This is a genomic window from Janthinobacterium silvisoli (assembly GCF_014200725.1).
GTDB lineage: Bacteria > Pseudomonadota > Gammaproteobacteria > Burkholderiales > Burkholderiaceae_D > Janthinobacterium.
The window spans coordinates 181424-202248 of sequence record NZ_JACHCL010000005.1 but is presented as its reverse complement, the minus strand read 5'-3'; the positions used below and the strand labels follow the sequence as shown (position 1 = coordinate 202248).

Below are 20825 nucleotides of genomic sequence, written 5' to 3'. Positions count from 1 at the left end.
CCGTAAAGCAACTTAAATTCACTATTCGTATCCCATCAGGACATTATGAACTTGTCTGACTTGCGCATTTTCGTCAGCGCCGCGCGCCGCCCCTCGCTGGGCGCGGCTGCGCTGGAAATGCATTTGACGCCTTCGGCTGTCTCGAAAGCCTTGAAGCGCCTGGAAGACAGCCTGGGCACGCCGCTATTCGACCGTTCCGCCAAGCAACTGGTGCTCAATACCAGCGGCCAGCTGCTGCTGGACCGCGCCGCCACCTTGCTGGCGCTGGCCGATCAGGCACGCAGCGACATCATGGGCGAAAAAGCGACGCTCGATTGCCGGCTCGGCGGCCCGGCCATTCTGCTGTGGCGCCAGGGAAAAGTGCTCGCTGGCGCTTTGCGCGACTATCCGCAAGCGAGCTTGCGCATGCTGGCCATGTTTGAAGAAGAAGCGCTCGCTGCGCTGGCCCGTGGCGATATCGATGCGGCGCTGGTGACGGGCGAGGTGCTCGATGGGCGCGGCGAACACTGGTCGCCAGAGTGGCAAGCCACGCCGCTCGGTAGCGTGACCTTGCACTTGGTGGCGGGCCGTTCGCATCCACTGGTGGCGCAGTTGTCAAACGGTGACGATGGCTTGCTGCACGCCAGCAGCGCCGAGGTGCTGCAGCATGACTTTGCCTGCCCGTCCCGTTCGCTGTTTTGCGGCGCCCAGCGCGGCTCCCGTTCCGATGGCTGGCGCGACGATGCATTGCCGCGCAAGATACGCTACTGGAGCGACGACCTGCAATTGCTGCTCGGTTTCGTCAAGTCGGGCGACGCGCTGGCCTACCTGCCCGAGTTTGCGCTTGAAGACCAGGAGCTGCTGCGTATCCAGGTCGACGATTGCGCCTTTGAATGCCGTGAACAAGTGGCGCTGGTGTGGAACCGCAATCAGGCGGGTGGCTGGCTGCAGCGTCTGGCGCAGATACTGGAAAGCAATGTCAATTAGATCGATTCATGCAATTAACCATTGCGGATAAGCCGGTTTTTCGTTCGGTTTGAGCAACGTAAGATGTGCTCATCCCATTACCCGCAAAGGCAAGACCATGAAAGCTTTCTTTTCGACCCTTATCCTGGGCAGCGCCGTTTTCGCCGTGCAAGCCCACGCCGCCGCTGTTGCTCCCTTGACACTGGACGTCTTCAATCCCGGCGAGGCGGCCATCTTCCCGGTCGCGTCCGTACTGGTCAGCGGCCAGCACGACGCCGTGCTGATCGATGCGCAGTTTTCGCGCGGCGAGGCGGAAAAGCTGGTGCAAAAGATACGCGCCGGTGGCAAGAAACTGACCACCGTCTACATCAGCCACAGCGACCCCGACTATTATTTTGGCCTCGATGTGATCAAGGCTGCGTTCCCACAGGCAAAGATTGTTGCCACCGCCGACACCGTGGCCGAGATCAAGCGCAAGGCCGAGGCCAAGGTGGCGTACTGGGGCCCCATCCTGAAAGACAATGCGCCGCAAGCCATCGTGATTCCGCAAGCCTTGCAAGGCAAGCGCATCACGCTTGAAGGCCAGTCGCTGCACATTGCCGGCCCGACGCCAGCGCGCACCTATGTGTGGATACCGTCGATCAAGGCGGTCGTCGGCGGCGTAGTGCTGTTCAACAATCTGCACGTGTGGACGGCCGATACGCAAACCCTGCAATCGCGCCAGGACTGGATCAAGACTCTGGACGGCATCGCCGCACTCAAGCCCGTCACCGTGGTGCCTGGCCATTTCAAGCCCGGTTCGCCATTCACGCCCGACAGCATCGCTTTTACCCGCGACTATCTGGTGACGTTTGACGCGGAAACGGCCAAGGCAGCCAATGCCACCGCCCTGATTGCAGCCATGAAACAGCACTACCCGAACCTGGGGCTCGATAGCGGACTCGATATCAGCGCCAAGGTCGCCAAGGGCGAGATGAAGTGGTAAGCCCCCAGTTTTCAAGATACTCAACCATTCAAGGATAAATCCATGGCCACATTGCATTACATTTTCGATCCCCTGTGCGGCTGGTGTTATGCCGCCGCGCCGCTGGTGGCGGCGGCGCGCGCCGTGCCCGGCCTGACGGTGGTCTTTCACGGCGGCGGCATGATGACGGGCAGCAATCGCCGCCAGATCACGCCGGAATGGCGCAGCTATGTCTTGCCGCACGACCGCCGTATCGGCCAGCTGACGGGCCAGCCGTTTGGCGATGCTTATATGAATGGTTTGCTGAACGACACTACTGCCATGATGGATTCCGAACCGCCGGCCACCGCCATCCTGGCGGCCGAAGCACTGGCCGGCAAGGGCCTGGACATGCTGCACAAGGTGCAGCGCGCCCACTATGTCGATGGCTTGCGCATTGCCGACCTGCCTGTGCTGGTGGCGCTGGCCCAGGAACTGGGACTGGGCGGCGCCGCGTTCGAGTCGCAATATGGCTTGCTGGCCGGTGGACCTACTGCCAGCCATATCGCTACCAGCCGCGTCTTGCTGGCCAAGGCGGGCGGCCAGGGTTTCCCTACTTTTGTACTCGACGATGGCAACGGTACGGTAGGGCAGATCGATGTGGGTGCTTACCTGGGCCAGGCCGACAAATGGACGGCCATGCTGGGCCAGACTTGTGATGAAAATAGTTGTTCATTGTAAATACCTATCGAATCAATAAAATCAATTAGCTTTTCCTTTGTTGTGGCGCTCGGTACACTGAGTCCATCAGCTAATCACTTAACAACGAAGGAAAAGCCGCCATGAGCAAACAGCCGCCACTCACCACCGCCTCGGGCATCCCCGTCGCCGATAATCAAAACTCGATCAGCGCCGGTTCCCGCGGCCCCTTGCTGCTGCAAGACTTTCATCTGATCGAAAAACTCCAGCATTTCAACCGCGAGCGTATTCCTGAGCGCGTGGTGCACGCCAAGGGTTCTGGCGCCTACGGCACTTTTACCGTCACGCATGACATTTCCGGCTTGACCAAGGCCAAGCTGTTTTCCGAAGTGGGCAAAAAAACCGCCACCTTCGTGCGTTTTTCCACGGTGGGCGGCGAACGCGGCAGTGCCGACACGGAACGCGATCCACGCGGTTTTGCCATGCGCTTCTACACGGAAGAAGGCAACTGGGATTTGGTGGGCAATAACACGCCGATGTTCTTCATCAAGGACCCGATCAAGTTCCCGGACTTTGTCCACACGCAAAAGCGCGATCCGCAAAGCAATCTGAAATCGGCTGAAATGATGTTTGATTTCTGGAGCCATGCGCCGGAAAGCTTGCACCAGGTCACCATGCTGTTTTCGGACCGCGGCACGCCAGACGGCTACCGTCACATGGATGGCTTCGGCAGCCATACGTATAGCCTGATCAATGCCGATGGCCAACGCGTGTACGTGAAGTGGCATTTGAAAACCCGCCAGGGCATCAAGAACCTGAGTGCGGCAGAAGCAGGCCGCCTGGCCGGCGCCGACCCCGACTACGCCCAGCGCGACTTGTTTGGCGCCATCGAACGCGGCGATTTCCCCCAATGGGAAGTCAAGCTGCAAGTGGCGACGGAAGAGCAATTGGCGCAATGGGAAGCGCGTACGGGCTGGAATCCGTTTGACTTGACCAAGGTCTGGCCGCACAAGGATTTCCCGCTGTTGCCGGTAGGCGTGTTTGAGCTGAACCGCAATCCAGACAATTACCACGCAGAAGTGGAGCAAGCCGCGTTTTCGCCAGCCAACGCCGTGCCGGGCATGGGTTACTCGCCCGACAAAATGCTGCAAGGCCGCTTGTTTGGCTACCATGACGCCCAGCTGTACCGCGTTGGCACCAACCACCAGCACTTGCCGGTGAATGCAGCCCGCTGCCCCTTCCACAACCAGCAGCGCGATGGCAGCATGGCGATCCACAATGGCGGCGCGGCGCAAAACTATGCCAACGTGGCGGCGTCCGGCAGTGCCCCGCAAGGCCTGGGCAATGGCGAGCCAACGCTGGAATTGCATGGCGGCGCGGCGCGCTACGATGGCCGTGGTGTGGAAGACGATTACACGCAAGCCGGTAATCTGTTCCGTTTGCTGACGCCGCAGGGCAAGCAAAACCTGTTCGACAACCTGGCTGGTCCCTTGAGCCAGGTGCGGGCAGAAACCTTGCAGCGTCAACTGGGCCACTTCGACAAGGCCGACCCAGCCTACGGCGCCGGCGTGCGGGCAGCGTTGAAGGCACGCGGCATCGATGGTTAAAGGCAGTCATGCATTCCCTGGCGTTGGTTTTTACCTTTCTCCGACAAAGAACATGGTAGTGACTTCACCGCCAGCGATTGAGCATGCCAGAGCATTTCCGCCCTTGCTTGCGCCGCCAGAGAGAAATTGACGCTTTTGACGAGGTCGACAAAAACATGACGCCATGGAACACAGCAGCTTAGTGAGCCATTTTAAATTCGGAAGGCCGCTCGCTCGCCGATGAAGGGGTACATATGAATTCAATATTTATCTGGTCCTTGTTGTTTTATGATATTTAAAGTGTACAATCGATTTAAGTAAAATATTTTATAAAAATCATCACTTGAACTATCAATAAATATGATAAATATCATGACGAAAAAAAGATCTCTTGTGAGGTCTTTGTGTACCGTGCTTGCCGGACTTGCATTGACTTTTGCTGCATTACCAGCCGCCGCAATTACAGAGTGCAGGCAAACGCCGATTTCGATATATGTGGGTGATGGTCTTGCATGGGTTGTATTTCAAGCCGGTGGACAAGCAAAAATAAACCAGAACAGCGCAGACTTCAAATCAATTTATGCGCTTCTTTTGCTTGCTATAAATACACAAAAAGATATAACAGTCCGACATAGTGCAGATAAAGTTGATTGTAATAGTCTCCAGGAAATTGAAGGAGTTTGGTTAACGCGATAAGTTCGAAGGATGTTCGCCCCTTCGGAGCTCAATTCCTATCTCAGAAAATGAATTGCTCAATGGCTCACTAGGGAAGTGCTGATCAATTCGTTTTCGTAGCGAGTTTGGCGTGCCAAATCATCGACCGGCGAGTCGCTCAAGACCGTTTTTCGCTCCATTCGACGCGATGTTTCGCGTCTTTCTGTCATCTGGACGGACTGCGCGATTCGGTGATCGTAAAGCGCCTACCGGCCATCACCAGATTGGCAAAGGCGAACAGCGTAAAGAGCTGTGCAGTGTTCTTGGCCAGGCTGCGATAGGCGTCTTACGATGACGAAAAAGGTTCTTGACGACATGAAACGGATGCTCGACTTTTGCTCGGACGCCGGCCTTCAAATGCTCCAGCTTTTCCGTCCAGCCCCCCAGTTTACTTGGTCGAAGGCGGCGCGGCGATCAGCGTGGCGTCGACGATGGTGCCTTCGCGCATCATCAGTCCCTTTTCGGCCAGATGCCCATTGATCGTGTCGAAGATCTGGCGCGTCAGCCCGTTCGCTTCCAGCAGATGGTGAAACTTCAGCAAAGTCGTCGCGTCCGGCGCCGACTCATGGCCCAGATCGATGCCAACAAAGGCGCGAATGGATTGGCTGTTGTAGATCGCGTCTTCGATGCCTTCGTCCGACAAACCAAAGCATTGCTGGGTCACATACATGCGCAACATGCGGGCCAAGCCAATCGGCGGACGGCCAGCGCCGTCGACCTTCGGGTAGAATAGTGCGATCAATTTGTGCAGTTTGCCCCATGGCGTCACGCTGTCGATCTCGGCCAGGAAGCGGTCGCGCCGCGTCAGCTTCTTCTTGGCGGCGTATTCAAGGTCGGAAAAGCTTTTTTACATGGTCGATCTCGGACGTTGGTGATACCGATATTGCCTCAAGTCGGACTGCCGCAGGGGACGGTCCGTCCTGAATTAATCAGCGTTTAACTAGGCGTTATTGCAGTGTAATCGTGACCTCAGGATGAAGATTCTAAGCGGCATCAAATATTGCCTTGCAGACATATTTGCCATGCATGCGTAGACTTGTCGGATGGATGACGGCGCCGCCAACCCTGGCGGCGCTGCGAAAAGAAAGTCTTGCAATATGAATATCGCCAAGTTGATCGTGCACGGTGATGACGCCACCCTGACATCGGTAATCGAAGTCTTGCCCAGTGACCCCGAACGCCAGTGGCGCAAGGGCGAGACGAAGGAGGGGGGCCGCGTGTATCTCGATTCCGGTTTCGAGGTGCTGGTGGCGCAGGCATCGCAATCGCAAGTCTTGCCTTCGCGCTTGCGCAGCTACCTGGCTGAGTGCGCCTCGCGTGGCGTCAGCTTCGATATGCCGCGCATTGTGGCTGAATTGCAATTGGAACTGCGTGCCGATGCTGGCCAGGAATCACTGGACTTTTCCCTGGCCGATTTGTTGGCACTGACGGAGATGGGCATCAGCCTGTCCATCTTGACGCGCCCCGCCTGACGCAGTGGTAAAAATGGCCGCCTCATTGATGATGAGGCGGCCATTTTGTTTTTACCCTGCTTATTTGTCGCTGACGTCGACGGTCATCATATTGTCGTCCGGCTTGCGGTCGATCAACTTGTTGTCGGGATCGATGCCCGCCTTGCCCGGCCGGTTATTGACTACCACCGTGTAGCTATTCTGCTTGGTGGTGATCAGCTTGCGTTCGCGCAGCAAGGAATTTCCATCCTTGTCGTCCACGCCGATCTCGATCAGGTCGTGCAGCGGCACTTCCTGCTCTTCTCCCTGTTCGCCCGCATGCAGCTTGCCTGCCTGCACATTGATGGTGACGTCATACTTGCCATCGGCCCGTTTGTGCGCCGTGGCCGATAGTGCGCGGTTATCGAACAGCACGATTTTTTCGAACAGGTCGTCAATCAGGTAGGCCTGGTCGGGCGGCGTGACCTTGCGCAAGCCATCGATCAGCGCCGTCACGCTGGCGTAGGGCGGACCCTTCTGGCCGTAGTTCAGCAGCAAGTCGCGCAACACGCCATTGATCTTGTCTTCGCCGACGATATCCTGCAGCAAATACATGGCCAGGCTGCCCTTGTTGTAATGGATGTAATCCTGGTTTTCATTCTCGGCCAGCGGCAATTCTTTCTTGCGTTCACCACTGCGGCCCATCAGGTACTGGCTCAGGTCATAACGCAGGAAGCGCCGCATCTTGTCCGGGCCGAAGGTTTTCTTCATCACCATCAAGGCTGAATATTCGGCCAGGGTTTCGCTGAGCACGGTGGCGCCCCGCGTATTGCCGCCTACCAGTTGATGCGCCCACCACTGGTGCGCCACTTCATGCGCCGTCACGTAGAACGGGTAGTCGAGATCCTTGGGATTCTTGTCGTCGACCTTGGCGATAAAGCCCAGCCCTTCCGAGAAAGGAATCGTGTTGGCGAACGATTGCGCAAAGCTGGCGTAGCGGGGGAACTCGACGATGCGCAAGACCTTGTATTGATAAGGGCCAAAGTTTTTCGTGTAGTACTCGAGCGCGTCCTTGCTGCCGCGGATAAAGCGGTCCAGATTGTATTCGTGGCCAGGCTGGTAATACACGTCGATGGCCACGTCTTGCCAGCGCTCATGCCGTACGGCATAGCGGGCCGACTGGATGGAATAGAAATTGAGCATGGGCTGGTCCATCGTGTAATGGAAGTAATGGCGGCCCCTGGCGATCCAGTCGTTGTCCAGCATGCCTGGCGCGATGGCCGTCTGTCCATCGACCGTGCTGACGGTAGCGTCAAAACGGATGCGGTCGGCATCGTTGGCGATGTAGTTGTTGGCCAGCCCGCGTGGATCGTTGCGCGGCAAGGCCCGCTCCTGCGCCGGCAAGCCATGTTTCTTGCGGTCGCGCGCATCCGTCAGCTCCAGCTGCGGCTGGTAGCCGATATGCGGCAGCACGGCATTCGTGAAGAAAGTGCCATTGGCCACTACCGGCGTTTCCTGGCCCAGTCCCAGTATGCCGCGCGGTCCATAATCGATGTCGAAATCGAGACCCAGGGTGGCGCCAGGCGCCAGCGGCGCGGCCAGGCGGTAGCTGTAAAAGCCCAGCCGTTTATCGTCCAGGCCCGGGTGCACGCGCGTATCGAAGCGCAGGCGCATGCTGGCCTTCGGATCTTGCTGTACCAGAATCTGGCTGATGGGCGCACTGGTCTTGTTTTCCAGCAGGTAGCGCCCCTTGACAGCCAGGCTGCGCTGGTCCGGGTAGATGGCGACGTCAAGCTTGACGTCGGTGATGCGCGGCTGTGGCGTGGCGGCAAATTTTTTATATTGCCGCTCGAAACTGGCCCGGTCTGCATCGACGGCGTAGTCAGACTTGTAATCGTTGGCCACGTGGAAGGTGTAAAACAGCACGCCGCCGGCGCCCAGGAAGATGATCAAACCGGCGGCGAAGCTGGCCAGCACCGGTTGCGTCAGTGCATGGCGGGCCAGGCGCAGGCGGATGCGCCAGCTGTCTTGCGCGCCGCGCGGCCAGAACAGCAGGGCCAGCACGGTCAGCATCACGGCCGCGCCGCTCCAGTACAGCAAGTACCAGCGTTCGCGCAACAGGTAGTGGCCGGCGCCGTTCATGGCGGAATAGATGAAGCCAGGCGTGCTGCCATATAACAGCAAGGGGTCGTCCAGGCCCAGCGACGAGAAGGTGATGCTGGCGATGTAGTACAGAATCATCGCAAAATAGGCCAGGTATTTCTGGTTGAACAGCACCTGCACGAAAATGGCCAGCACGGCCGTCAGCGCATACGACGGCAAATAGGTCAGCAATAGCGACTGCAGATACAGGCCTGGATCCAGATGGTAATAGCCGTTGACGATCTGGATCGACATGCCGCACAGCATGATGGCTACGCTGAGCAAGGCTTGCAGGCCGATCAGGGCCAGCAGTTTCGACAGCAATGGCAGCCAGTTGGGCACGGGCAGGGCGTCGAGCATCAGATGGATGCTGCCTTCGCGCTCGCGCCATACCAGTTCGCCCGCATAAAAGGTGGTGATGACCAGCATGAACAAGGTGAACGAGTTATGCACCAGTTCCAGCACCGCTTCCGTCACGGGATAGGTATTCGTGCCATACATGGAGCCGATGTCGATCGCGCCCGCATACATGGTCAGCACGCCGGCCAGCACGATGACGACAAAATAAATATTCTTGATGGTTTCGCGCAAGTTCAGCCAGCTCATCTGGAACAGCAAGCCAGCCAGGCTGCGCTGCGCAAAATCCGGCGTTTCATGCGTGGCAAGTGAGGCGTTCGACAGGCGCAGCGGCACTTCGCCTTCACCGTGGCGTTTGCCCGCCCCGCTGTCAGGGGCGGCATGGAAGTGAAAACGCCAGTAGCCCAGCAGCAGCGCCACCAGCGCGAAACCGAACCAGATGACGCGGTTCAGCAGGTACACGCCGTCGAGCGTGATCAGCCGCGTGTTGCGTTCCGCATTCGGCCAGTATTCCGTCAGCCGTATCAGGGCCGTGGTGCCAAACGGGTCGATCAGGGCGGCCAGTGTCTTGAAATCGAGGTCGCGCGCCAGCGATGGCGCCACCAGGTAGCCGATCAGCATGACTACCGAGCTGATGTAGACCGGCAGCATGCGCCGCGTCAGCGCCGCGATGATGAAAAAGATGGCGCCGAAGATGAACAGATTGGGTAGCAGGGTGAAGACATACGGCATCAGATAGGCTTGCGCGCGCTGCGGTCCCAGGCGGTCTGGATCGATGCCGGGCAGGTAGCTGCCCAGCCAGGCGCCCAGCACGATGCTGGAAAATATGATGGCCAGCACGGCATAAGCGCCCAGGAAGCGGCCGAACACGTATTGATATTTCTTCAGCGGCGCACTGAAGAAGAAGTGCTGCATGCCATATTCGAAGTCTTGCTGCACCGAACGGCCCATCATGGCAGCGACCACTACCACGCCGAAGCAGCCCAGGATGCTGCTGGTGAAGGCCAGCGAGCGGGGCGCGTTGATCAGGAACTTGCCGCCGAATGAGATAGTGGCTTCCTTGAAGACGCCGCCCGCTGTGGCCATCCACAGCATGGCCAGCGCCAGGAACATGAGGAAATACACCCAGGTGGACAAGAGCTTGAGCCGTTGTCGCGCTTCAAAGCTGGCGATGGCAAACATGGCCGCTCCTTAATCGCACGCCGGGTCGACGTGGTGGCGCCCCGTGATGGTGGCGAAATACAGGTCTTCCAGGTCGCCGATGGCTTCCTCGAAACCATCGCCCGGGTCGTCATCGCTATACACGTGGATCAGGGTGCGGCCCGACAGCAGCCGGGTGGAAATGACGGCGTGGCGCTGCTGGAAGCTGGCCAGCTCTTTCTTGTCGACGAAACGCGCCCAGATCTTGCAGCTGACGTCATCGATCAAGTCCTGCGTTTTGCCACAGACCAGCAGATTGCCCTTGTTGATGATGGCCATGTTGGCGCACAGGTCGGCCACGTCAGAGACGATGTGGGTCGACAGTATCACTGTCTTGTCTTCGCCGATGTCGGACAGCAGGTTGTGGAAGCGCACGCGTTCCTGCGGATCGAGGCCAGCCGTCGGTTCGTCGACGATGATCAGTTTCGGGTCGCCCAGCAAGGCTTGCGCGATGCCGAAACGCTGGCGCATGCCGCCCGAAAAACCGCCCAGGCGCTGGTGGCGCACATCGAACAGATTGGTTTGCTGCAGCAAGCCGTCGACCACTTCGCGGCGGCGCGCGCGGTTCGACAAGCCTTTCAGGTTGGCAAAATGGTCCAGCAGCTCATAGGCCGTCACTTTTGGATACAGGCCAAAGTCTTGCGGCAGATAGCCGAGCATGCGGCGTACCTCGTCCTTGTCGTCGAGGACATCGTAATCGCCAAAGAAGACTGAGCCGGAATCGCACTCCTGCAAGGTGGCCAGGGTGCGCATCAGGGTCGACTTGCCGGCGCCGTTCGGGCCCAGCAAGCCGAACATGCCGGGCGGGATCGTCAGCGAAATGTTATCCAGCGCCACCACGCCATTGGCGTAGGTCTTGGATAATTTGCGGATCTGCAATTCCATACAACTCCTTACTCATGCTGTGTTGCAGCCCGGCGCCAGACAAGTGACGCGGGGCTATCGTATGGTGGCATTGTATTGAATTTAAGACGTACTGGGCAGTTGCATGCGATGTACGGTATTTTCGCGGGTCCAGAGTGCAATGGGCGGGGGCGGACGGCGCGCCGTGGCCGCCCCGGTGATCCTCAGTTCCTGAACAAGACCGATTCGCGCTTGAACCACCAGCGGCACAGCAGCAGCAGGGCGCCGGCGATGACGGTGGTCGAGGCCAGGATGACGCCGAACATGCGGTAATCCATGGTGCCCTTGACCAATTCCTTCATGGCCAGCGAGACATTGGTGAGCGGCACCATCGACCACATCCAGTTCAGCTCCACGCCAGGCAGCATGGCCACCACCGTTGGCAGGATGATCAGCAGCATTAGCGGCGTGATCATGCCGGCCGCTTCCTTGTAGCTTTTCGCATAGATCGAGATTGACAGCAGCAGCGAGGCGAAGATGGCGGCCGTCGGCACCAGCATCAAGGTCACCATGGCCAGGTCCGGCAAGCCGATGCTGCGCACCAGCAAGGCCAGGTTGCCTTCCAGCGAGTTGCCGAAGTACAGCAGCAAGCCGGCCATGCTGCCCACCATCAGGACGGCCGAGGTCATGCCGACCGTGAACAGCACCAGGAATTTGGCCAGCACGATGGCGCCGCGCGGCACCGGGGCCAGCAGCAGGGTTTCCAGGGTGCCGCGCTCTTTTTCGCCAGCGCCCAGGTCGATCGCCGGGTACATGGCGGCCGTCAGGCACACCATCAGCAGCAGATAGGGCAGGATGCCGCCGACGATGGCGCCCATCTGTTCGCGCTGGTTGGCCGTCGATTGTTTGTCGAGCACGATGGGGTTCAGCGCAAACGCCAGTTGATCGGCGTTCAGGCCCAAGGCTGATAACGCCGTCGAGCGCAGGCTGGTGTTGTAGGCATCGACGATCTCGCGCACGCGCTGCTGGGTCACATCGACCGTGCTGGCGCTGTTGTAATGCAGGGTGATGCGCGCTTGCTGCTGCTGTTGCAGGGCAGTATCGAAGTTGGGCGGGATCACCACGGCGAACTTGATGCGTTCGTCGGCAATCGCCTGGCGGATCTCGCTTTCACTGGTCAGGCTCACTTCGTGCAGATTGCCCTGCTGGCTGAAGCGCTCGCTCAAGCCTGGCGAGTGTTGCTTTCCGAACATGGCGTAGCTCATGTCCGCCAGCTTGGCGTTCTTGAACATATTGCTTGATACATAAGCAAAACCACCAAAAATCAAGGGCATGGCGAAGATGGGGATCAGGATGGTGAAGATCAGGGTCTTGCGGTCACGTGTCAGTTCCAGCAATTCTTTCAGGTAAATCGTCCACATGCGCTCAAGCTCCCTGGTTGATGACGCCGACAAAGGCATCGTATAAATCGTGGCTGCCGCCCAGGTGGCGCAACTCGTCGACCGTGCCGTTGAAGGCGGTCGTGCCGCGGTTGATGATGCAGACGCGGTCGCACAGCTTTTCCACTTCGTGCAGGTGGTGCGTGGAAAAGATCAGCGGCACGCGCAGCGCCTTGTAGCTGGCGATGAAATCGAGCAAGATTTTGGACGACATCACATCGAGGCCGGTGGTCGGCTCGTCGAGGATGACCACTTGCGGTGCATGCACGACGGTGCGGGCGATTGCGCATTTCTGCTTCATGCCGGTCGACAACTGGTCGGCGCGCTTGTCGCCATATTCTTCCATTTGCAGCAGCGCGAACAATTCATCACAGCGCCGCTTCAGCTGATCGGCCGGCATGCCGTGCAGGCGGCCGAAATATTCGACATTCTCGCGCGCCGTCAGGCGGCCGTACAATCCCGTCGAGCCCGACAGGAAGCCGATGCTCTGGCGCGCCACCAGCGGTTGCTGCAGCACATCGACGCCATTGACGAAGGCGCTGCCGGCATCGGCCTGCAAGGCGGTCGAGAGCAGGCGCAAGGTGGTGGTTTTGCCTGCCCCGTTGGGGCCAAGCAAGCCCAGCACTTCGCCGGGAGCACAGCTGAAACTGACGTCGCGCACGGCATGGAACCAGCCTTCGTGTTCGCGGGGATCGCGTGCCTGCGGTGCCTTGCCCTTGTTGGGAGGCATGCGGAAACGTTTTGCCAGATGCTTGACCTCTATCATGGGATGTATCCAAGTTGTCAGGGAAGACAGAGTAGCATGTGAAAAATGTAACTTGCAAGGTGGAAATATCGAAAAGCTTATTGAAAAAATCAGCGTCTTCATGCAAGCTGGTTCAGAGAGCGTTGCCAGCTGGCGCATAAGGAGGGCAGGACCATGAATAGCATCGATCAGGCCACGCAAGATAAAGTGCTGGCCGTGGCGCGCGCCGGCATGACCAGCGCGGAAGCTATCGGCTTCTTTCGTGTCAGCCTGGGACTGTATTATCTGGCGGGGCTGATGCGGCAGGAAGAGATCGATTTCAAGCAGGTGGACGCCCAGTACAACCGTTTTATTTATCACAGCCTCGGTGGCGGGCACAGCATCGCCAGCGTGCTGCAGTTCATGAGCGGCGAGAAAGTCTTGCGCGTGCTGCAATCGGAACGCTTCCTGGCTGCGTTTGCCGAACACTGTCCCGATATTCCCATCGACAGTATTTCCTTTTTGATTTCGCTCAACCTGGGCGTGGCCAAAAGCCTGTCCGGGCTCGACGCCATCGGCCCCGTGGTGGACTGGATCGAGCAGGAAAAAGCGCGCACAGGTCAATAAAGCCCCAGTCACCCTGTTGCCGGCGTGGCGACGGCTGGCCTTGATCGTCCTATAATTCATGTTTTCCCACACATGAGCATAGCGACGATGACCGCGAACCGTTACTTTCACCCCCTGGATCGTTTGATTGTTGGCGCCGACAAGGCCTTGCGCGTGATGGCTGGGGTCGCTTCAGCCTCGCGTCCGACGCCTGCCGCGCAAGCGCCCGACGCCACCCTGAGCGCCGCCGAACAGCGTCATAGTGCCGGCTTGATGCGCGTCAACCATGTCGGTGAAGTGTGCGCGCAAGCGCTGTACAACTCGCAGGCGCGTTATGCGCACAGCCCGGCGATCCGCGCCCAGTTCGATGAAGCGGGCCGGGAAGAAGAAGATCATCTGGCCTGGACGGCGCAGCGTTTGACGGAACTGGGTTCGCGTTTGAGCCTGCTCAACCCGCTGTGGTATGCCGGGTCGTTCGCGCTCGGCACGCTGGCCGCCCGCATGGGCGACGGCCGCAGCCTGGGTTTCGTGGTGGAAACAGAGCGTCAGGTGGAAGCGCACCTGGCCAGCCACCTGGAAGAATTGCCGCCGCAAGACGCCAAGTCACGCGCCATCGTGCGTCAGATGCAGATCGATGAGGTGGAGCATGGCGCGGCAGCGCAGCGGCTGGGGGCCATCGATACGCCAGCGCCGGTGAAGGCCTTGATGGGGCTGATGGGCAAAGTCATGACCAAGACTGCTTATTACATTTAAAACAAAGGCGCTTCGAAGAGCGCCTTTTTCATTCCTACCTACGTCGTGAAACGTCTGACAAAACCGTAGCGAGCGGAAGGGAGAGGTGGTCGAGAAGCGCAACCGTACTTTAGTACGGTGAGCATCGCAGGCTGCCTATACCGACGCGCAGTAGGTTTGGTCAGGCGCTTTCTTCGATGATTTCAAACGAGTGCGTAATCTCTGCGGTCTTGGCCAGCATGATAGAAGCCGAGCAATATTTATCATGCGACAAGGCTACGGCCCGTTCCACGACGTTTTGCCTCAAGGCTTTGCCACGCACGGTGAAGTGGAAGTGGATCTTGGTAAACACTTTCGGATCGGTGTCGGCGCGGTCGGCCTTGAGGGTGACTTCGCAGCCACTGACGGCTTCGCGGCCCCGTTTCAGGATCAGTACCACGTCATATGCGGTGCAGCCGCCTGTGCCCAGCAGCACCATTTCCATGGGGCGCGGCGCCAGGTTGTGGCCGCCGCCATCGGGCGCGCCATCCATGGTCACCAGATGGCCGGAGCCGGTTTCAGCCCGAAAACTCATGCCCGACGGGCCATTCCAGCTAACTTTGCATTCCATCGTACTCTCCGAAGTTATAAGCGTTTTGTATTGTAATAGAGGAAGGCCGCTCCATGTTTGGCCCGCCAGGCCGCGGCAGCGCTGTCTTTGGGCTTGACGCGGCACGGCAAAGCCGCTTATACTTGTCGGCTTTCCGTTCGCTCAGGAAAAGTAAATAAGGCAGAGTCCGCACAGTTTTACCGGCGGAACCACCATTTGAGCGTGTAATCTATTAGGAAGTCAACATGAAAACATTTTCCGCTAAAGGACATGAAGTCCAGCGCGATTGGTTCGTGGTTGACGCGACGGACAAAGTCCTCGGACGTGTTGCCAGCGAAGTGGCACTCCGACTGCGCGGCAAACACAAACCAGAATTTACTCCTCACGTCGATACCGGCGACTTCATCGTCGTCATCAACGCAGGCAAACTGCGTGTGACCGGTACCAAAGCTACTGAGAAAATTTACTACCGTCACTCTGGCTATCCAGGCGGCATCTACGAAACCAACTTCCAGAAAATGCAACAGCGTTTTCCAGGTCGCGCGCTTGAGAAAGCGGTCAAAGGCATGTTGCCTAAAGGCCCACTCGGCTACGCAATGATCAAGAAGCTGAAAGTGTACGCGGAAGGTTCCCATCCGCACGCTGCTCAGCAACCTAAAGCACTTGTTCTCTAAGGAACTGACATGATCGGTAATTACAATTATGGAACCGGCCGTCGCAAAAGTGCAGTGGCTCGCGTTTTTATCAAAGTTGGCACAGGCTTGATCGTTGTTAACGGCAAACCAGCAAACGAATACTTCTCGCGCGAAACCGGTCTGATGGTCATTCGTCAACCACTGGAACTGACCGGCAATGTTGAGCGTTTCGACATCAAAGTCAACGTTCACGGCGGCGGCGAGTCCGGCCAGGCTGGCGCAGTGCGTCACGGTATCACCCGTGCACTGATCGACTACGATGCAGCGTTGAAATCGGATCTGGCCAAAGCCGGCTTCGTGACCCGCGATGCACGTGAAGTTGAGCGTAAAAAAGTTGGTCTGCGCAAAGCACGTCGCGCAAAACAATTCTCGAAGCGTTAATTTTCACGCTACAGCGCCTCTCTGGCGCTGGTCGAAAAGCCGCTGGACGCAGGTCTGGCGGCTTTTTTGCATTTCAGCGTGACATGCCGTTGCGCTGTAAAATATGCACATTGCCATCCAGGCATATGCTGCAGCACCCTTATTTATTCATAGAATTTATACACACAAGGAAAGAAAATGATCAAAGTTGGCATCGTCGGCGGCACTGGATACACGGGCGTGGAATTGCTGCGTTTGTTGGCAAATCATCCCGATGTCGAGTTGACGGCGATTACCTCGCGCAAGGAAGATGGCTTGCCGGTTGCTGACATGTATCCTTCCTTGCGTGGCCACGTGAAACTGGCTTTCTCGTCGCCAGACAAGGCGAACCTGGAGCAATGCGATGTGGTCTTTTTTGCCACCCCGCACGGCGTGGCCATGACGCAAGCGCCAGCCCTGCTGGCTGCCGGCGTGAAAGTGATCGACCTGGCGGCTGATTTCCGCCTGAAAGACCAGGCCAGGTTCGAACAGTGGTACAAGATTCCCCACACGGCGCCAGAACTGATCGCCGAAGCCGTGTACGGCTTGCCGGAATTGAACCGTGAAGATATCAAGCAAGCCAGGCTGATCGCCAACCCGGGTTGCTATCCAACCACCATGCAACTGGGCTTTTGCCCGCTGCTCAAGGCTGGCCTGGTCAATGCGGGCGGCTTGATCGCCGACTGCAAATCGGGCGTGTCCGGCGCCGGCCGCAAGGCCGAGATCGGCATCCTGTTCTCGGAAAGCAGCGACAGCTTCAAGGCTTATGGCGTAGCGGGCCACCGCCACTTGCCGGAAACCACGGCGCAATTGCAGCGTTTCACGGATGAAAAAGTCGCGCTGACCTTCACGCCGCACCTGGTGCCGATGATACGCGGTATGCATTCGACCCTGTACGCGCAGCTGAACAAGGATGTCAGCAATGAAGAGTTGCAATCCTTGTTCGAAGAGCAATACAAGGATGAGCCCTTTGTTGACGTGATGCCATTCGGCTCACACCCGGAAACGCGCTCCACGCGCGGCTCGAACATGTTGCGTCTGGCCTTGCACCGTCCGGAAGGCGGCAATACCGTGATCGTGCTGGTGGTGCAGGATAATCTGGTCAAGGGCGCCTCGGGCCAGGCCGTGCAGTGCATGAACTTGATGTTTGGCTTGAAAGAAACGGCTGGCTTGCAACATATTGCCCTGCTGCCGTAAGTAGCCGCTTCGGCACGGCTGTTGTGCGGGTCCGGGGCCTGAATCCCGGACCTGTGATAGATTGAACTGTCACGTTTACCGAAAGGATGGCGTTCATGTTCGAGCGCAACGCTAAAAACCCCATCGACACCCTGATCGGCGCCTCGACGCAGCTGCAGGGCGACTTGCTGTTTTCCGGCGGATTGCGCATCGATGGCCATGTGCGCGGCAATGTGACGGGCGAACCGGGCGAACCCACGTATGTGGTGCTGGGCGAGGGCGGACGCATCGATGGCGAGGTGCGCTGTTCCAGCCTGGTGGTCAGCGGCGAGATCAACGGCCCGGTGTATGTGTCTGAAATGCTTGAAATCCAGCCCAAAGCCCGCATCTGTGGGGAAGTCTATTACAAGGTGCTGGAGATGCACAGCGGTGCGCTGGTGCAAGGCAAGCTGAGCCGCCACGAGGGTGCCGATCCCGTGCTGCACCTGGCCGTCTCTGAAATGTGAAATAACAACGGCCGCTGGCCGTGACCAAGCCGGCCACAGCGCGACTTGCGCCAACCGTCTATAATGAAGCCATGTTTTCTCAGGAGTCTGAAATGAATGCCGTCGCTGAAATGCAAGATGTGATCCCTAGCCCTATTATCTTCACCGATAGCGCCGCTGACAAAGTTGCGCAGCTGATCGAAGAAGAAGGCAATCCCGACCTGAAACTGCGCGTTTTCGTGCAGGGTGGCGGCTGTTCCGGTTTCCAGTACGGCTTCACCTTCGATGAAATCGTCAACGAAGATGACACCACCATGGTCAAGAACGGCGTCCAGCTGCTGATCGATTCCATGAGCTACCAGTACCTGGTCGGCGCGGAAATCGACTACAAGGATGACCTGGAGGGTGCACAATTCGTGATCAAAAACCCAACGGCGACTTCGACTTGCGGTTGCGGTTCCTCGTTCTCCGTCTAAAAGCAGACTGAGCGGGTGAAAAAATAGCGGATCATTGATCCGCTATTTGTGTTTCTAAAATCAGTTTCGATCAGCCTTCAGCGCGGATACAGCGCACCGAGCACGCGCAATCCCTGCGCTCCCGTCACGGCCGGCAAATTGCCCGGCTTGCGCTGGGTAAAGCGCCAGGCCAGCCAGGCAAACGCCAGCGCCTCGACCTGGCTGGGCGCCACGCCCAGGGCCTGCGTCGATTCGACTCCCATCGTTGGCAACTCTTTCGCCAGCTCCTGCAGCAAGGTAGCGTTGTACGCGCCGCCACCGCACACATACACGGCATCGGCTTGTGCGCCGTCGCGCGTAATGGCTTGCGCCAGGCTGATAGCTGTCAAGCGCGTCAGGGTCGCCTGCACGTCGGCGGGCAGGGCGTTCGGGTAGTTGGCCAGCTTGCCGGCCAGCCACTCGGCGTGAAACAGGTCGCGGCCCGTGCTTTTGGGCGCAGGCAAGGCAAAATACGCCTCGCCCAGCAAGTCGGCCAGCAAACCAGGGATCACCGTGCCCGTTGCCGCCCAGGCGCCGCCGGCGTCATACGCTAGGCCCTGGTGCTGCAGGATCCAGCCATCCATCAAGGCATTGCCCGGGCCCGTATCGTAGCCCGTGACCGCGCCATCGGCATGCAGCACGCTGATATTGCTGATGCCGCCGATATTGGCCACCACGCGCGTCTGGCCCGCCTGATTGAATATTGCCTGGTGAAAGGCCGGCACCAGCGGCGCACCCTGGCCGCCAGCTGCCACGTCGCGGCTGCGCAAGTCGGCGATCACGTCGATGCCGGTCAGTTCTGCCAGCAGGGCAGGATTATTCAGCTGGCGCGTAAAACCCAGTTCGGGGCGGTGGCGGATGGTTTGCCCGTGCGCGCCGATGGCGGTGATGGCGTCGGGGCCGATGTTTGCTTGCTCGAGTAGCATGGCCACGCAGTCGGCGTAGTGGCGCACCAGTGCGTTGGCAGCCAGCGCTTCGCGCTCGATTTCATTCTGGCCCGGGCCTTGCAGCGCCATCAGGTCGCTGCGCAAGCTGGCAGGGAATGGGATGTAGGCGTCACCGAGGCTGCGCACGCCATCGTCCGAAAAATCAACCAGGGCGCCATCGACCCCATCGAGGCTGGTGCCGGACATCAGACCGATATAAAGCATATTCTTCCTTCGTAATCAGGTAGATCAATAAAAAAGGCACCGGCCATCGAAACGGGCGGTGCCTTGTTCTCTACCCCGTGGGGTGCGGTGCGCTTAGCGCGAAGCGATTGCCGTGTCGTTAGGACGCAGCAGGGTGAAGCGGTGCATCATGTCGTTGGACACCAGGCGGAAACGCGACAGTTCGGCTGGCGTCAATGGCGCTTGCGCCAGTACGTTCACTTTGCTTGGGTCTTGCGCCACGCCGCCGACGCGGAATTCATAGTGCAAGTGGGCGCCCGTCGACCAGCCGGTGGTGCCGACATAACCGATCACATCGCCCTGGCTGACGCGCTGGCCTTTTTTCAGGCCGGCTGCGAAGCGGCTCATGTGGGCGTAAGCGGTGCTGTAGTTGGCCCAGTGTTTCAGGACGACTACGTTGCCATAACCATTTTGCATGCCGACCGAGTCCACCACGCCATCGCCGGAAGCGCGGATAGGCGTACCCGTTGCTGCGGCGAAATCGATGCCCTTGTGCTGTTTCCAGTTGCCGGAAATCGGGTGCACACGCATGGAGAAGCCGGACGAGATACGGGAGAATTCCAGTGGGGATTTGAGGAAGGCTTTTTTGAGGGACTTGCCGTCGAAGCTGTAATAACCGCCGCCTTGTTTGCTGGCTGGGTCTTCGAACCATACGGACTGGTAGGTCTTGCCGCGGTTGGTGAATTCGCCGGCCAGGATGCGGCCCGCTCGTACGAATTCGCCATCTTGCCAGAATGTTTCATAGACCACGTTGAAGCTGTCGCCGCGCTTGATATCGGAACGGAAGTCGATATTGGTCGAGAACATTTCCACGATTTGAGCAGAAATCGAATCTGGCAGGCGGGTACCGTCCAGGCTGGAATCGATGGCGGCAAACAGGGTGGAATTGATCTTGCGGGCATGCATTTCAACGCGGCGTTCCAGCTGGGCTGGTACTTCCGAGGCCACGAACTTGTCACCTTTGCGGGTGATCAGGATGTTCTTGACCGATTTATCCGTGCTGTCGACGAGGGTGGCGCGTAGCCAGTTGAGCTCGCCGTTTTCGGCCGTTTGCGCTTGCACGCGCTTGCCTGTTTTCAGCAACATCACGCCGCGCGCGACCTTGTCGGACTTGATGAAGTTGGTGGCAGCCGCATCATCCACGCCAAGACGGGTCAGCAAGGTAGCGAGGGTATCGCCGGCGCGGACTTTTTCTTCGTGGGTGAAATTCTGGTCTACCTGCTCCATTGCCGAGATTTGCGCCGACAGATCGGGCATTTCCAGGTTCTGGGCAATCGACTTGACCGGCAGGTCGGACGCGTCGGGCGCCAGTGGAGCAACACCAGCGGCGCCAAAGGCGACCACGGCGAGCAGCACCGCAGAGACGCCGATAATGCGTGCTTTGCGGGTCGTCGCCAGCTGTGTGTACAGGCGCGAGCCTGTGATTTTATGTATAGGGTTCATGCAATCAGTTAAAAT

Annotated in this window: 20 protein-coding genes and 1 pseudogene; 13 read left to right on the top strand and 8 right to left on the bottom strand. The window is 58.6% G+C overall.

Annotation, left to right across the window (positions count from 1 at the left end; translation table 11 throughout):
* The first annotated feature begins 45 nt into the window (after positions 1–45).
* From HDE75_RS21320 to HDE75_RS21300, 5 genes are all read left to right on the top strand, one after another.
* Complete coding sequence (locus HDE75_RS21320; RefSeq protein WP_183680238.1) at positions 46–966, top strand: LysR family transcriptional regulator; 921 nt, start codon at positions 46–48, stop codon at positions 964–966.
* A gap of 97 nt (positions 967–1063) precedes the next feature.
* Positions 1064–1930, top strand: a complete 867-nt coding sequence (locus HDE75_RS21315) for an MBL fold metallo-hydrolase (RefSeq protein ID WP_183680236.1) — start codon at positions 1064–1066, stop codon at positions 1928–1930.
* A gap of 42 nt (positions 1931–1972) precedes the next feature.
* Positions 1973–2629 (top strand): DsbA family protein, encoded by a 657-nt coding sequence (locus HDE75_RS21310; RefSeq protein WP_183680235.1) that lies wholly within the window; start codon positions 1973–1975, stop codon positions 2627–2629.
* A gap of 101 nt (positions 2630–2730) precedes the next feature.
* Positions 2731–4194 carry a catalase gene (locus HDE75_RS21305; protein WP_183680233.1) on the top strand — a complete coding sequence of 488 codons (1464 nt, stop codon included), beginning with the start codon at positions 2731–2733 and terminating at the stop codon, positions 4192–4194.
* Between the two features lie 351 nt (positions 4195–4545).
* A complete protein-coding gene (locus HDE75_RS21300; protein ID WP_183680231.1) occupies positions 4546–4869 on the top strand; it encodes a hypothetical protein in 324 nt (107 codons plus the stop codon).
* Positions 4870–5053: 184 nt separating this feature from the next.
* On the opposite strand, the pseudogene HDE75_RS21295 reads toward HDE75_RS21300, so the two are convergent.
* A pseudogene (locus tag HDE75_RS21295) lies at positions 5054–5695 on the bottom strand (transposase).
* Between the two features lie 289 nt (positions 5696–5984).
* Here HDE75_RS21295 and HDE75_RS21290 point away from each other — a divergent pair.
* Complete coding sequence (locus tag HDE75_RS21290; RefSeq protein ID WP_183680229.1) at positions 5985–6359, top strand: hypothetical protein; 375 nt, start codon at positions 5985–5987, stop codon at positions 6357–6359.
* A 60-nt stretch (positions 6360–6419) separates the two neighbouring features.
* Here the strand turns inward: HDE75_RS21290 and HDE75_RS21285 are convergent, their stop codons facing one another.
* From HDE75_RS21285 to HDE75_RS21270, 4 genes are all read right to left on the bottom strand, one after another.
* Complete coding sequence (locus HDE75_RS21285) at positions 6420–9998, bottom strand: ABC transporter permease/M1 family aminopeptidase (RefSeq protein WP_183680227.1); 3579 nt, start codon at positions 9996–9998, stop codon at positions 6420–6422.
* A 9-nt stretch (positions 9999–10007) separates the two neighbouring features.
* Complete coding sequence (locus HDE75_RS21280; RefSeq protein ID WP_183680225.1) at positions 10008–10901, bottom strand: ABC transporter ATP-binding protein; 894 nt, start codon at positions 10899–10901, stop codon at positions 10008–10010.
* 182 nt (positions 10902–11083) lie between these two features.
* Positions 11084–12280, bottom strand: coding sequence for an ABC transporter permease (locus HDE75_RS21275; RefSeq protein ID WP_183680223.1), 1197 nt, complete (start codon positions 12278–12280; stop codon positions 11084–11086).
* A 4-nt stretch (positions 12281–12284) separates the two neighbouring features.
* Complete coding sequence (locus HDE75_RS21270; RefSeq protein WP_183680221.1) at positions 12285–13064, bottom strand: ATP-binding cassette domain-containing protein; 780 nt, start codon at positions 13062–13064, stop codon at positions 12285–12287.
* A gap of 153 nt (positions 13065–13217) precedes the next feature.
* Here HDE75_RS21270 and HDE75_RS21265 point away from each other — a divergent pair, with 153 nt between their 5' ends.
* A complete protein-coding gene (locus HDE75_RS21265; protein WP_183680218.1) occupies positions 13218–13649 on the top strand; it encodes a hypothetical protein in 432 nt (143 codons plus the stop codon).
* An 87-nt stretch (positions 13650–13736) separates the two neighbouring features.
* Positions 13737–14381: a 2-polyprenyl-3-methyl-6-methoxy-1,4-benzoquinone monooxygenase gene (coq7, locus tag HDE75_RS21260; RefSeq protein WP_183680216.1), complete on the top strand. Its 645-nt coding sequence runs from the start codon at positions 13737–13739 to the stop codon at positions 14379–14381.
* Between the two features lie 160 nt (positions 14382–14541).
* Here coq7 and HDE75_RS21255 read toward each other — a convergent pair whose 3' ends face one another.
* The gene (locus tag HDE75_RS21255; protein ID WP_183680214.1) at positions 14542–14970 is read right to left on the bottom strand and encodes an OsmC family protein; all 429 of its coding nucleotides are present in this window, start codon (positions 14968–14970) and stop codon (positions 14542–14544) included.
* A 224-nt stretch (positions 14971–15194) separates the two neighbouring features.
* On the opposite strand from HDE75_RS21255, the gene rplM reads away from it, so the two are divergent.
* The 5 genes from rplM to erpA all read left to right on the top strand — a co-directional run bounded on the left by rplM (position 15195) and on the right by erpA (position 18180).
* Entirely contained in the window at positions 15195–15623 is a 429-nt protein-coding gene (gene rplM / locus HDE75_RS21250; protein ID WP_010393282.1) for a 50S ribosomal protein L13, read from the top strand.
* 9 nt (positions 15624–15632) lie between these two features.
* On the top strand, positions 15633–16025 hold the full coding sequence (gene rpsI, locus HDE75_RS21245; protein ID WP_038496320.1) for a 30S ribosomal protein S9: 393 nt from the start codon (positions 15633–15635) through the stop codon (positions 16023–16025).
* A 177-nt stretch (positions 16026–16202) separates the two neighbouring features.
* Positions 16203–17240: an N-acetyl-gamma-glutamyl-phosphate reductase gene (gene argC, locus HDE75_RS21240; protein ID WP_183680212.1), complete on the top strand. Its 1038-nt coding sequence runs from the start codon at positions 16203–16205 to the stop codon at positions 17238–17240.
* A 95-nt stretch (positions 17241–17335) separates the two neighbouring features.
* Entirely contained in the window at positions 17336–17725 is a 390-nt protein-coding gene (locus HDE75_RS21235) for a bactofilin family protein (protein WP_183680209.1), read from the top strand.
* 92 nt (positions 17726–17817) lie between these two features.
* Positions 17818–18180: an iron-sulfur cluster insertion protein ErpA gene (gene erpA / locus HDE75_RS21230; protein WP_183680207.1), complete on the top strand. Its 363-nt coding sequence runs from the start codon at positions 17818–17820 to the stop codon at positions 18178–18180.
* 77 nt (positions 18181–18257) lie between these two features.
* Here the strand turns inward: erpA and HDE75_RS21225 are convergent, their stop codons facing one another.
* Both HDE75_RS21225 and HDE75_RS21220 read right to left on the bottom strand, forming a co-directional pair.
* On the bottom strand, positions 18258–19349 hold the full coding sequence (locus HDE75_RS21225; protein ID WP_183680205.1) for an anhydro-N-acetylmuramic acid kinase: 1092 nt from the start codon (positions 19347–19349) through the stop codon (positions 18258–18260).
* Positions 19350–19442: 93 nt separating this feature from the next.
* Positions 19443–20810, bottom strand: coding sequence for a M23 family metallopeptidase (locus HDE75_RS21220; protein ID WP_183680203.1), 1368 nt, complete (start codon positions 20808–20810; stop codon positions 19443–19445).
* Positions 20811–20825: the final 15 nt, after the last annotated feature.